This window comes from Paenibacillus sp. MBLB1832 (assembly GCF_032271945.1).
Taxonomy (GTDB): Bacteria; Bacillota; Bacilli; order Paenibacillales; family NBRC-103111; genus Paenibacillus_E; species Paenibacillus_E roseopurpureus.
In genome coordinates, this window is sequence record NZ_CP130319.1 from 2,235,123 (window position 1) to 2,248,430 (window position 13,308).

At 48.0% G+C, this 13,308-nt stretch carries 13 protein-coding genes and 1 other annotated feature; all 13 genes read left to right on the top strand.

The genetic code is table 11. From position 1 onward, the window contains the following. The first annotated feature begins 4 nt into the window (after nucleotides 1-4). Nucleotides 5-1,291 (top strand): DUF58 domain-containing protein, encoded by a 1,287-nt coding sequence (locus tag MJB10_RS09630; RefSeq protein ID WP_314804023.1) that lies wholly within the window; start codon nucleotides 5-7, stop codon nucleotides 1,289-1,291. Further along, nucleotides 1,284-3,515, top strand: a complete 2,232-nt coding sequence (locus MJB10_RS09635; protein WP_314804025.1) for a transglutaminase TgpA family protein — start codon at nucleotides 1,284-1,286, stop codon at nucleotides 3,513-3,515. The genes MJB10_RS09630 and MJB10_RS09635 overlap by 8 nt, the downstream gene beginning before the upstream one ends. 60 nt (nucleotides 3,516-3,575) lie before the next feature. Then, complete coding sequence (locus MJB10_RS09640) at nucleotides 3,576-4,352, top strand: alpha/beta hydrolase (RefSeq protein ID WP_314804027.1); 777 nt, start codon at nucleotides 3,576-3,578, stop codon at nucleotides 4,350-4,352. A 91-nt stretch (nucleotides 4,353-4,443) separates the two neighbouring features. After that, a complete protein-coding gene (locus MJB10_RS09645; RefSeq protein ID WP_314804029.1) occupies nucleotides 4,444-4,938 on the top strand; it encodes a YqeG family HAD IIIA-type phosphatase in 495 nt (164 codons plus the stop codon). A gap of 8 nt (nucleotides 4,939-4,946) precedes the next feature. Then, entirely contained in the window at nucleotides 4,947-6,062 is a 1,116-nt protein-coding gene (yqeH, locus tag MJB10_RS09650; RefSeq protein WP_314804032.1) for a ribosome biogenesis GTPase YqeH, read from the top strand. A gap of 22 nt (nucleotides 6,063-6,084) precedes the next feature. Further along, nucleotides 6,085-6,945 (top strand): shikimate dehydrogenase, encoded by an 861-nt coding sequence (locus tag MJB10_RS09655; protein ID WP_314804033.1) that lies wholly within the window; start codon nucleotides 6,085-6,087, stop codon nucleotides 6,943-6,945. A 20-nt stretch (nucleotides 6,946-6,965) separates the two neighbouring features. Next, nucleotides 6,966-7,259 carry a ribosome assembly RNA-binding protein YhbY gene (gene yhbY, locus MJB10_RS09660; protein WP_314804036.1) on the top strand — a complete coding sequence of 98 codons (294 nt, stop codon included), beginning with the start codon at nucleotides 6,966-6,968 and terminating at the stop codon, nucleotides 7,257-7,259. A 12-nt stretch (nucleotides 7,260-7,271) separates the two neighbouring features. Then, nucleotides 7,272-7,859 (top strand): nicotinate-nucleotide adenylyltransferase, encoded by a 588-nt coding sequence (locus tag MJB10_RS09665; RefSeq protein WP_314804039.1) that lies wholly within the window; start codon nucleotides 7,272-7,274, stop codon nucleotides 7,857-7,859. Continuing rightward, entirely contained in the window at nucleotides 7,849-8,418 is a 570-nt protein-coding gene (yqeK, locus tag MJB10_RS09670; protein ID WP_314804042.1) for a bis(5'-nucleosyl)-tetraphosphatase (symmetrical) YqeK, read from the top strand. The genes MJB10_RS09665 and yqeK overlap by 11 nt, the downstream gene beginning before the upstream one ends. A gap of 16 nt (nucleotides 8,419-8,434) precedes the next feature. Then, complete coding sequence (gene rsfS / locus MJB10_RS09675; protein WP_314804045.1) at nucleotides 8,435-8,782, top strand: ribosome silencing factor; 348 nt, start codon at nucleotides 8,435-8,437, stop codon at nucleotides 8,780-8,782. Beyond that, nucleotides 8,779-9,675: a CvfB family protein gene (locus tag MJB10_RS09680; protein WP_314804048.1), complete on the top strand. Its 897-nt coding sequence runs from the start codon at nucleotides 8,779-8,781 to the stop codon at nucleotides 9,673-9,675. Before rsfS ends, MJB10_RS09680 begins: the two co-directional genes overlap by 4 nt. 1 nt (nucleotide 9,676) lies before the next feature. Then, a complete protein-coding gene (locus tag MJB10_RS09685) occupies nucleotides 9,677-10,438 on the top strand; it encodes a class I SAM-dependent DNA methyltransferase (protein WP_314804050.1) in 762 nt (253 codons plus the stop codon). Nucleotides 10,439-10,507: 69 nt separating this feature from the next. Then, nucleotides 10,508-10,751, top strand: a binding site (T-box leader). A gap of 73 nt (nucleotides 10,752-10,824) precedes the next feature. After that, the gene (gene leuS, locus MJB10_RS09690; protein WP_314804053.1) at nucleotides 10,825-13,284 is read left to right on the top strand and encodes a leucine--tRNA ligase; all 2,460 of its coding nucleotides are present in this window, start codon (nucleotides 10,825-10,827) and stop codon (nucleotides 13,282-13,284) included. The last annotated feature ends 24 nt before the right edge of the window (nucleotides 13,285-13,308 follow it).

The following is a 13,308-nucleotide window of genomic DNA, read 5'->3' on the forward strand; positions in this document are numbered from 1 at the left end:
GCCTATGAAACAACCGGTATTCCAACGCATAGGGAAAATTCCTAGGTTTCCGGCTGCTTTCTGGCTGCTCTTGACATGTTTTGCGGCTAGCTTGATGTTCATGTTGTATCAGGGTGGCAAGCTTGCCTCCATGCTCTTCATTATGATGACGTTCTTATCCGTCTATTTATTGTCAGGAAATTGGAGCGGAATTAAGCGCTCACAAGGTACGCGCAGGCTGACCAACACGGGCATTGAAACGAAATTTGAGTCGGGACAATCGCTTCAGATTAAAATCGGCTTGCAAATTCCTGGGGTTTGGCCGATTCCCTACGTCGTAATGAAGGATAAACTCATTCGCCAAAATGGGGATGAGGCGATCTTCGAAGGCTCCATCGTTCCTGATTGGAAGCGCAGAGGCGAGTTTACGTACAGTACACCACCGCTGCGCAGAGGCTACTATCGTTTCGCATCGACGGAGTGTTTAACGGAAGATATTTTTGGGTTTTTCCAGCATCGAGGCCGTCTCGAACTAGAGCAAGCGATTACCGTATATCCACAAACGGTTGCCATTCGCGAATGGGCGCAATTTCACCATATGCTCAAAGGCTTGCAACATCACTCTACCGCAACGAACGCGCAGCGTGAAACGACGCAAATTAATGGGGTTCGCGAATACATTTATGGCGATCGACTTTCTCGCATTCATTGGAATGCAACGGCCAAAACGGGGACGTGGAAGTCGAAAGAATTCGAACGGGAGTCATTGCCGAAAACGATTGTGCTGTTGGATCGTACGGCTCGATCCTATAGGGACGAAGCGGAGTTTGAGCTTGCCGTGTCTGTCGCTGCCTCCTTGTTCCGCTACGGGACAGGGAGGGAGATGTCGCTAGGCTTGCTATCTATCGGCAAGGAATTTACGTATTTTGAACCGAAGCATACGCAGCAACATTACAAAGAAATTGTAAAGCATCTTGTCGGTGTCGAAGCAGACGGTTATCAATCGCTGAAGCAAACGTTGAAAGAGCGTTCACAGGAATGGCCTGCTGGCAGCTTGATCGTGTTGATTTCCCCGCAAAAAGGGACTGCGATGCTGCAAATGTTTCAACAAATGGCGCTTCTCCAAATGAAGCCATGTCATATTTGGATTCACGCACCATCCGTCCCAGATCTACAACCGCAGGAAGAGCCGCAGGTATCCACGAAGGAGGATTACATTAAAGCGATTCGCTCTCAAGGCTATATGGGGTATGAGGTTGGTCAGTTAGCAGACTTGCCTAACCAGCTGGGAGGGGCGAAACGATATGCCTAATACTTGGTGGAGCCGCCTGTTGCTCAAAGAATGGGCGTTGCGTGTATCAGCGCTCATTGTCGGGATTTATTTGTATCAATTCGTAATTTGGATTATGAAAGAGGACGGCCTCTGGCTGCCTGAAACCGTCTCATTTGTGACATGGACGCTCGTTCTGAGTGTAGCGACATTTCTCATTCCGCGCATTCGGACGGGTTGGCGAGCACTTATCCAATTCGTTTTAATCATTTGGCTGCATGGTTTAGGTATGGGTTATCATTGGGTCTCAGTCGAAGTAAAAGTTTGGCGGGATGCCCTTCGATGGATTGGACTAAATGCGGGGCAACTTGAGCCTTATATTTGGTTCAGTATAGGGGCATGGATCACATTTTTGTTTGCGATGTGGTCCATTCAAGAGCGATATCGCATTGTGATTCTTATTTTTATCAGTATTTTATTTTTTGCCGTTCGCGATTCGTTCAGTACGATCTTTTTATGGCCGCAGGTCGCCATGATTTTACTATGCGGTTTTCTGCTTTTAATTGTTCGGCACTTTACTTTGCTCAAGAAGCGTGCGCCTGACATCTGGGAGACGATTTCCGACTATCCTTCTTCCTTTATCGTTCCGATCGTCATCTTGGTAGGGGTGATCGCCGTTGCTGGTGTTTTCGCGCCGACAGTGAATCCTTTGCTGACAGACCCTTATACGGCTTGGAAAGTGAGTCGCGGGGAAACGGTGCCGATGCTTGGTAAAGGTGTCAGCGTAGTCACTTCAACGGCTGATGCGTCTTCGGGTTATAGCCGTGATGACAGTCAACTTGGCGGCGGCTTTCGTTTTGACTACACGCCGGTCATGTCGGTTGAATCTAGTAAACGCACTTACTTCCGTGGTGAAACTAGGAGCCTGTACAACGGAAAAGGATGGGAGCTCACACCGACAGAGAAAAGATTGCCGCTCTATCGGGTGAATTTAAATCCCTTACCGCCAGATCCGCGCTTTGACCTTTCCCAATTGAAGACGAAGGAAGTTACGCAAAGTGTTGTCATGGAGCGAGACGAGGTGTTCCCTGTTTTATTTGGGGGTACGACCATTCAGAGAATTATAGAAGTAAACAAAGGGGAGAATCCCCTGCAGCGAATCGTCTGGGCTCCGCGCCAATCGGAGCTGCGGTTTACGGGGCGCAACAATTACCCCAAAGACTATAAGCTGGTAACTCAAGAACCAATTATTGAGGAGGATCTACTCCGTGCGGTAAAGGCGGACTATGCGAACAAGCCTGAATGGGCGGAGTATTTGCAAGTGCCTGCGGACCTTCCTGAGCGGGTGAAGCAGCTCGCTGCTGATATTACGAAAACAGCAACGAATCCCTATGATAAAGCGAAGCTGATCGAGAAATATTTATCAGAGCATTTCCCGTACACAAATACACCGGATGACTCCAAGGCGAAAAGTAAGGATTTCGTAGATCGGTTCCTATTTGAAGTAAAGCAGGGTTACTGTGATTATTTCTCCACAGCGATGGCAGTCATGACGCGTTCACTTGGATTGCCGACTCGTTGGGTGAAAGGCTACTCATCTGGCTCCTCTTCGATAGCAAACGAGATTCGAGAACAAGGGATTTTGAGCCAGCTTGGGGCATCCGTCGACCTGGATGGAGCCGCCACGTATACGATCCGCAATTCGGATGCGCATTCATGGGTTGAAGTGTATTTCGAAGGTTTCGGATGGATCTCTTTCGAACCGACATCTGGCTTTAAGCTGCCGAATGTATTCCCTGAAGCTGCGCCGCCTCCAGTTGATGAGTTGCCGGATTCAGATGTGAGCACTACGCCAGAAACGACGTCCGATGCGCCGAGTTTAACTTGGTTGTGGCTGACGCTTAGCGGTGTGGCTGCAGCAGGTCTTGCAGCTGTTGGTTTATTTTTCCTCATGAGAAGCGAAGCCTGGCACAATTGGCGAGAACGTCGCAAACAGATGCAAGTTGTGAACTGGAATCAGAAGATTGTTGTTGAGTTTGAGAGGATGCTCCGCTCAAGCCGCCGAAAAGGATACACGCGACACGAGCACGAAACTCTGCGTGAAGCAACCACCAGATGGTCGACGCAGAGCAAGTGGTTGAAGAAAGAGCTGGATGCGTTAATCGAACTATTCGAAAGAGCGAAATACAGCAAGCTTGCCTTCACAGAAGTAGAATACCAGCAAGTGAATCAATTAATTATTCGAGTTAAAGAACAAATGAAATAGGTGAGCGAAGCCACTCTCCATCCTGGGGGGTGGCTTCCTATGAGAAGGGAGATATTTATTATGGCGTTTATGACATGTAATTTTTATTCGGAATCTCTCGGGGTTTCCGCATCGATGAATGTAATTGTACCTCAAGCGACAAGAAGCCAGATTGGGCTTGATTCACAGCAATACGGAGGTAAGCATCCGACCTTATTCCTGTTGCACGGTTTATCCGATGATCATTCGATCTGGATGCGGAGAACGTCCATAGAGCGATATGCATCGCAATTAGGGATTGCCGTGGTAATGCCAGCGGTGAATCGCAGCTTTTATGCCGATATGGCTTATGGTCCAAAGTATTGGGAATTCATTAGTGAGGAGTTGCCTGCCTTGGCACGTTCCTTCTTCCCGTTAGCTTCAGAAAGAGAACTCAATTATGTTGCGGGTCTTTCCATGGGAGGTTATGGCGCAATGAAATTAGCACTGACGCATCCGGAGCGCTTCGCAGCAGCAGCGAGCCTGTCGGGAGCTGTTGATATCGTAACGCGAGCAACTACATTTCCCGCTGATTTTCAACTGATTTATGGGGATGTAACGACTGTTAAAGGCGGGTCTAATGACTTATTTCATCTTGCCAACCAGCTCGTCGCCAGCGAAAAGAAAGCGCCAATGCTCTATCAGTGCTGCGGCACGGAAGACTTTTTATATGAAGATAACCTGCGGTTTCGCGATTATTGCCGTGCACTAGAGCTTCCGCTTACGTATGAAGAAGAGCCTGGCGAGCATGAATGGGGCTATTGGGATTTGAAGATTCAACGCGTCTTAAACTGGCTGCCGCTGCCTGAACGCGTCTAGTGGGAAAATATGTTCTTTTCGTTTTGCAACAATCGGGGCACTATGGTATAGTTTCACGTATATGTCAAGGAAGCAGTTGGAGGGAATTTGTTTGTTGAAGAAGCTTGTACCTAGACAGTCTGTTCATACAATTTATGATATCGATGCCAATCACCTGTGGGGATTCGGTATTCGCGGAATTATAACGGATCTTGATAATACACTTGTCGGTGCACGCGATCCTCACGCGACGCCTGAGTTGATAGAATGGCTGAAAAACATGCAAGGGATTGGATTCAAAATCGTGATCGTGTCGAACAATCATCGGTTGAGAGTTTCGACTTTTGCTGAACCGCTGGGCATTCCATTTATTCACCGTGCCAAAAAACCAACGAACGCTTCCTTCCATAAAGCGATGAAGCTGCTCGGAACGAATGCTAGGCAGACGACGGTGATCGGTGATCAGATGCTGACCGATGTCCTTGGCGGCAACCGAATGGGGCTTTATACGATCCTTGTACAACCTATTTCCAGAAAAGATGAAGGCTTCTTTACAAGAATTAATCGCCTCATTGAGAAGTGGGCTTTGGCAAGGATGAAGAAATAGGAGGATGCATGAGCATAGAAACAGTACTACATTGTGCGGGGTGCGGCATTACGCTGCAGAAAGAAGACAAACAGAAGCTGGGGTTTATTCCTGAGGCTGCCTTACAGAAGGAGCCGTTGATTTGCCAACGCTGCTACCGAATTAAGCATTACAATGAATCATCGAGCATTACGCTGCAACAGGATGATTTCCTGAAATTATTAGGAAGTGTCGGTCAAACGAAGGCATTGGTCGTCAAAATCGTCGATATTTTCGATTTTGAGGGCAGTATGATCTCCTCGTTGGCTCGCTTTATTGGCAATAACCCAGTCTTGCTCGTTGTTAACAAGATTGATCTATTGCCCAAGGTAACGAATGCGAACAAGATTATTAACTGGGTTCAGCGCAGAGTAAAAGAAGAGAACTTGAAGGTGGTTGACATTGTGCTGTGCAGCGCAAAGAAAAACATGGGCTTCGAGCGTGTTATTTCTGCTGTGCAAGAGTATCGCGGCAATATGGATGTGTATGTTGTCGGCGCTACGAATGTTGGGAAGTCAACGCTTATTAACCGACTCATTAGTGATTATAGTGATCTGGAATCCGAGTTGACGACTTCGCAATATCCAGGAACGACGCTTGATCTTGTGAAAATCCCGCTGGATGACGGTCGTTTTATTATCGATACGCCAGGGATTGTTTACAAACATCGTCTCACTGAGGTTGTGAAGAAGCGTGATCTAACACTTTTGATGCCGGACAAGCCGCTGAAACCTATGGTATTTCAGTTGAATCCAGAACAAACCTTGTTCTTCGGGGCTTTGGTTCGATTTGATTTCCTGCAAGGTGAGCACCAATCCTTTACCTGTTATACGTCGAATGCGATCCAGATTCATCGGACGAAGCTGGAGAAGGCTGATACTCTATACGAAGAGCATAAAGGCGTAATGTTAACACCACCAAAGCTTGCTGATTTAGAGGAGCTTCCTAAACTGGTGAAACACCCGCTGCACATTCCGAAGGGGAAATCGATGGATGTGTTGATTTCAGGTCTAGGCTGGATCAAAGTTAACAGCTTGGCTGGAGCACAGCTTGCTGTTCATGCACCGAAAGGCATTAAAGTGATTACACGGGAGTCGTTGATTTAACGTTTGGGGGACGTGGGAGATCATGGAGAAACAACGGAAAATTGACAGCCATACGGTACTTTACGGTGTTTTTGGGGATCCCATTCGGCATTCCCGTTCACCGATTATGTTAAATCGCGCTTTTCAAGAAGCGGGCATTAACGGTGTTTACGCTGCTTTTCATGTGAAGCCAGAAGATCTCGGAGAAGCGGTCAAGGGAATTCGTGCTTTGGGCTACCGCGGTATCAATGTGACGATTCCTCACAAAGTCGATGTGATGAACTATCTCGATGAGATCGATGAAGGGGCTTTGATAGTTGGCGCAGTCAATACGATTGTGAATGACGAGGGCAAGCTCAAAGGCTTCAACACAGATGGCATCGGTTATGTGCGATCCTTGAAAGAAGAGACAGGGATTGAGCTTAAGGGGAAACGTGTTCTCGTACTAGGTGCAGGTGGTGCAGCGAGAGGCGTAGCGTATGCGCTAGCCAAGGAAGGTGCAAGCTGCATTTATATGGCAAACCGGACAAAGGCGCGTGCTTTAGAGCTTGCCGAGACGATCGGCGCATTTACGCAAACGGTCGGGTTAGGCATGGATGAACTAGCTGACGTTGTGGACCAGGTAGAATTCGTGCTGAACACAACTTCAGCGGGCATGCACCCGCACGTGGATGAGCTTCCGATGCCAATTCATCTCCTTCGATCGCATCATCTCGTCAGTGATTTAATTTATAATCCGCGTATTACACGGTTTCTTCGTGAAGCGGAAGCGATCGGAGCACGCATTCATGGCGGGCTCGGCATGTTTATTTATCAAGGCGCGTATGCCTTTGAGTATTGGACGGGTACCCCTGCGCCGGTTGCGGCGATGAGACAGGTGGTAGAACAGTCGTTATCTGAATAAGAATGAATAGAGGGACAGCAATGTTATCAGGCAAACAAAAACGGTATTTGCGCTCGCTTGCGCACCATGTGGATCCCATTTTTCAAGTGGGCAAAGGCGGTGTGAACGAACACTTAATTCGCCATATCCAAGAGGCGCTAGAAGTTCGCGAATTGATTAAAATCACAGTATTGAACAACAGCGGTGAAGACCGTCAAGAAGTTGGGAATGAATTATCCGAGAAATCAGGCGCAGAGCTTGTTCAAGTCATCGGTAAAATCGTCGTTCTGTACAAAGAATCGCGTGACAAGAAGAAAATCGAACTGCCGCGCTAAAGAGGTGGACACATGCTTGTCGGAATTATGGGAGGCACGTTCGATCCCATCCATACTGGGCATTTAATCGCAGCTGAGCGTGCGAGAGTTGAAGCTGGTCTTGACGAGGTATGGATCATGCCCGCCAATACACCACCGCATAAGCCTAATGCTCCGAAGGCAACAAGCCAGCAGCGTTGGGAAATGGTTTGCCTTGCAGCGGAAGGCAATCCTTTTTTTCGTCCAATTGATATCGAAATCGGCAAAGGCGGCGTATCCTATAGTATCGAGACGATTGAGCTGTTAACCTCTCAATACCCGGACTACACGTTCTTTTATATCATCGGTGCCGACATGGTTCAATATTTGCCGCAGTGGCATCGCATTGATGACATCGTGCGGCAAATTCAGTTTATTGGATTAGCCCGTCCTGGCTACGTATTAGATGTGGATCTACTGGCGGAATCGATTCGAAATCGTGTTCACATTGTACCCATGCCGCAGGTGGAAATTTCATCGACAGCCATTCGTGCGCTGAGACAGAAACAAGATCCTGTCAGGTACCTTGTGCCTGATAAGGTAAGGCAATTCATGGAGGTGAATCACTTATATGAATCGTGAGAACCTCATGGCTGCTGTGAAGGAGCAAATGCCTGAAAGGCGCTGGCAGCACACACTGGGTGTGATGGAAACGAGCGTGATGCTCGCTGAACGTTTCGGCGGTGATGCGGTTAAAGCAGACATTGCTGCAATTTTGCATGATTATTGCAAGTATTGGCCGATCGAAGAGCAAGCTAAGATTATTCGCGAGAACGGATTACCACAGGATTTGTTGGCTTTCGATAAAGAACTGTGGCATTCGCACGCAGGCGCCTTCATCGCGAAGACGCAATTCGGAATCGATGATGAGGAAATTTTGGATGCGATTCGGTACCATACGTCAGGTCGTGAACGGATGACCCAGCTCGACAAAATCGTCTGCTTGGCGGATTATATGGAGCCAGGTCGCGACTTTCCTGGGGTCGATTTTATTCGAGAGCTCGCGAAGAGCAGCCTGGAGAAGGCGTTAATCGCGGGATTTGATTCCACGATTTCCTTTTTACTTTCCAAAGGGAAGCGAATTTATCCACTTACGATTTTGACGCGAAATGATTTAATTGAGGAAGTTCAGAAACAATGACATGGAGGATGATTGCATGAGTAAAACCCCAGAACAAATATTAGCATTCGTGGTAGAGGCTGCAGAAGATAAGAAGGCTGCAGACATCGTGAGTTTGAATTTGCAAGGCGTATCTTTAATTGCGGACTATTTCGTTATTTGCCACGGAAATTCGGAAACACAAGTACAGGCTATTGCTGGTGAAGCACGCAAGAAAGCGCATGAGCATGGCGTGAACATTCGAGGCTTCGAAGGTATCGATACCGCGAGATGGGTTCTGCTTGATCTCGGAGATGTCGTTCTCCACGTGTTCCACCGCGATGATCGTCAGTATTATAACATTGAGAAACTTTGGTCGGATGCGAAAGTTGTGGAGCGCGTATGAGAGTGGAAGCAGGATCCCTTGTTACGCTAGAGGTAGCAAGGGAAGTTCCGCCAAACGGCTTTTTCCTGAGTGATGGGTATCAGGATTTTCTGCTGCCTTATGCGGAAATCGTAGGTAGTCGCATTCAACCTGGAGACAAAGTGGAAGTGTTCTTATTCCACGATACACAGGATCGCATCATGGCGACGATGAAACGTCCTTTACTAACCATGGGTCAAGTGGGATTGCTGGAGGTTGTGGATATCCATCCACGTTTCGGCTATTTCTTAGAAATGGGACTAGGCCGGCATCTGCTGCTGCCCTACCGTCAAGTACCTGAACTGGATGAACTTCGTCCTGTCGTTGGGGACAAGGTGTTCGTCACCTTGACGCATGATCGACAAGGCCGATTAATTGCTAAGGTAGCGCTGGAAGATGACTTGGCACCGCTTTGTGTACGAGCACCATCAAGTTGGCAGCATCAGTGGGTAAAGGCACGGGTTTACAGACCGCTTCAAATGGGAACATTTGTGGTATGTGAAGCAGGCGTTCTAGGTTTTGGGGTAATCGGCTTGATTGCGCCGACAGAACGGACACGTTTGCTTCGACTAGGTGAGCTAGTGGATGTTAGGGTTGCTTTTGTGCGCGAAGAAGATGGACGTGTGAATGTGACCATGCGGCTTCCGAAGGAAAAGGGAAGAGATGAGGACGCCGAGCGTATTCTTGAAGTACTCCGTTCTCGACCTGGAAACGCCATGCCATTCTCTGATAAAACGCAGGCCGATATTATTAAAGACCGTTTCGGACTCAGTAAGTCAGCTTTTAAACGCGCATTAGGCAAGCTGATGAAAGATGGGGTCGTCTATCAGGAAGAGGATTGGACGTACATGAAGCAAGAGGAGAGCCAGGGCTAATATGAGTTATGAACAATTTGCCTACACGTATGACAGGCTGATGAACAGCATGCCTTATGAGGATTGGCTGCGCTTCTTGCAAGAGTGCTTCGAGCGCTTTGAGATGAAACCGACAACACTGGTCGACCTTGGTTGTGGAACTGGCAATCTTACGATTCCTCTTGCTGTACAAGGGTATCAACTTACGGGTATTGATCTCTCGGAGGACATGCTGGCTGTCGCTGAGCAGAAGCAAACTGACGCACAAGGGCAATTGCGCGGCGGTACGATTCGGTGGATTCAGCAAGATATCCGTGAATGGGAGCTTGGTGAAGAGGTGGATGTTGCCATGTCATTCTGTGATAGCCTGAATTATTTACTGGAAGAAGCGGACATTGTGGACGCTTTCCGTCAAACTTATGCAGGTGTGAAGTCAGATGGCCTATTTGTGTTCGATGTTCATACACCAGAGCAATTGTTTGCGTATGCGGATTCCCAGCCTTTTTTTCTGAATGAAGACGATGTCGCTTATATTTGGACAAGTGAATTAGATGAAGACCGGGTGCAAATTGAACACGATCTTACGATCTTCGTCAAAGATGAAGGGGCTGGAGCGAAGTTCAGACGCATTGACGAGACGCATCATCAACGAGCGTATCCGCTGTCATGGTTGAAGCAAACGCTGCTCGATGTGGGCTTCAGAGAAGTACATTTGGCTGCAGACTTTACGTGGGAGCAACCGACTATAATGACGGAACGAGCTTTCTTTATTGCAAAAAAATAAGTGTGCGGCGTGCGTTCGCGGCTTGACAGTGCGGCATTATTTTACATATAATCTAATTTAATTAGTTGTATCAACGCTTAGATGAGGAATAGTACCTTGTACAGCATCTTTTAGAGAGCCGGAGATTAGGTGGAAGCCGGTAGATGTTTGTCTTGAGAACTCGCCTCGGAGCTAGAAGGTGAACCGCCTGATCCTAGATCAGATGCGCTAGCTGGATCGTCTCACCCGCGTTAAGGGGAAGAGTGAACACGGGCAAAGAATGCCTTGTGTTAACTAGGGTGGTACCACGGGAATTATACCTCTCGTCCCTAGCGATATCCGCTAGCGATGTGAGGTTTTTTTGTGCGCATAGGCAGATAAGGGCAACTTGAAGGAGGCAATGGGTCATGACACAGGAATTGAAAGAGACAAGAGAACAGCAAGGTTATAACCCCCAAGCGATTGAGCCGAAATGGCAGGCATATTGGGATGCGAAGAAAACGTTTAAGGTGCTGGAAAATTCGGATAAGCCGAAATTTTATGCGTTGGATATGTTTCCTTACCCATCAGGCGCAGGATTGCACGTAGGACATCCAGAAGGCTACACAGCGACAGATATCGTTTCACGTTTCAAGCGGATGAGAGGGTTCAATGTCCTTCACCCGATGGGTTGGGATGCGTTCGGTCTGCCTGCTGAGCAGTACGCGCTGGACACAGGGAACGATCCACGTGAGTTCACGAAGAAGAATATTGACACATTCCGTCGTCAAATCAAATCCCTCGGTTTCTCCTATGATTGGGATCGCGAAATTAGCACGACAGATCCAGAGTACTACAAGTGGACACAGTGGATTTTCATCCAATTGTACAATAAAGGACTTGCTTATGTCGATGAAGTACCGGTTAACTGGTGTCCAGCACTGGGTACCGTGCTTGCGAATGAGGAAGTTATTGACGGTCTGAGTGAGCGTGGAAATCATCCAGTCATTCGGAAGCCGATGCGTCAGTGGATTTTGAAAATTACAGAGTATGCAGAGCGTTTGCTAGAAGACCTTGAAGAATTGGATTGGTCAGAAAGCATCAAGGATATGCAACGCAATTGGATTGGCAAATCAACAGGAGCTGAAGTTGTCTTTGCGATTGATGGGCATGCGGATCAAAGTTTGACCGTGTTTACAACACGTCCTGATACACTATTCGGAGCTACGTACTGCGTACTGGCGCCTGAGCATGAGCTTGTTGGCAGCATCACGACAGATGCGCAAGCTGCTGCGATCAAAGAATACCAAGAGAAAGCTTCACGTAAGAGCGACTTGGAGCGGACCGACTTGGCGAAAGACAAATCCGGTGTGTTTACAGGGGCTTACGCAATCAATCCGGTAAACGGCACGAAGGTGCCAATCTGGATCGCAGATTATGTCCTTGGCGGCTACGGTACAGGCGCGATTATGGCGGTTCCAGGACACGATCAACGTGACTGGGAGTTTGCGAAGCAATTCGATTTGCCGATTATCGAAGTCGTGCAAGGCGGAGACGTGAACAGGGAAGCTTACGCAGGCGATGGTAAACATGTGAATTCCGGCCCAATCGACGGCATGAACATTGAGCAAGGGATCACACATATGATCGCGTGGTTGGAGCAAAACGGCAAAGGCCGCGGCAAGGTGACGTATCGTTTGAGAGACTGGCTGTTCAGCCGTCAACGTTACTGGGGTGAGCCGATTCCGATTCTTCATTTGGAAGACGGCACAATGAAGCCTGTCCCTGTGGACCAACTGCCACTCTTGCTTCCGCAAGTGGATGAGATTAAACCGTCTGGAACAGGTGAGTCACCGCTTGCCAACGTTTCGGAATGGGTCAATACGATTGATCCTGAAACAGGAATGAAAGCTCGCCGTGAGACGAATACAATGCCGCAATGGGCGGGAAGCTGCTGGTACTACCTGCGTTTCATTGATCCGAAAAATGATCAAGCGTTCTGCTCCGATGAGCTTCAGAAGCAATGGCTGCCTGTTGATCTCTACATCGGTGGGGCAGAGCACGCAGTACTTCACTTGTTGTATGCGCGTTTCTGGCATAAAGTGCTGTACGATCTAGGCTTTGTGCACACGAAAGAGCCGTTCCACAAACTCGTCAACCAAGGGATGATTCTTGGCGAGAACATGGAAAAAATGAGTAAGTCACGCGGTAATGTTGTAAATCCTGACGACATCGTGAACGATCAAGGTGCTGATACGCTGCGTATTTACGAAATGTTCATGGGACCGCTGGAAGCAACGAAACCATGGAACACAACGGGTGTGGATGGCATTAACCGTTTCTTGAACCGTGTATGGCGCTTGTTCATAGATGACAATGGCCAAGTTCATGCTAAAATCAGCGCGGATGAGAAGTTGGGCAGTGATGCATTCAAACGTACATGGCACCGTTCGATCAAGAAAATTACAGAAGATTTCGAAGCGCTTCGCTTCAATACCGCGATTAGCCAAATGATGATTTTCGTCAACGAAGCTTACAAGACAGAACGTCTGCCGCTTGAAGCGATGAAAAACTTCGTACAGATGCTATCTCCACTTGCGCCGCATTTGGCGGAAGAGCTTTGGGAAAAACTCGGCGGTGTGGAGTCCATCACTTATGAGCCATGGCCAACGTATGACGAAGCATGGACAGTGGATAACGAAATCGAAATCGTTGTACAAATCAATGGGAAAATCGTTGACCGTTTGATGATTTCCAAAGATACAGATGAAGCAGCGATGGAGAAATTGGCGTTTGACCTCGACAAAGTCAAAGAAGCGACCGCCGGAAAGGCCGTTCGCAAGTTGATTGTTGTGAAAGGTAAGTTAGTTAATATCGTCGTTGGGTAATACCTAAGAAAGGACAAAAGAGAA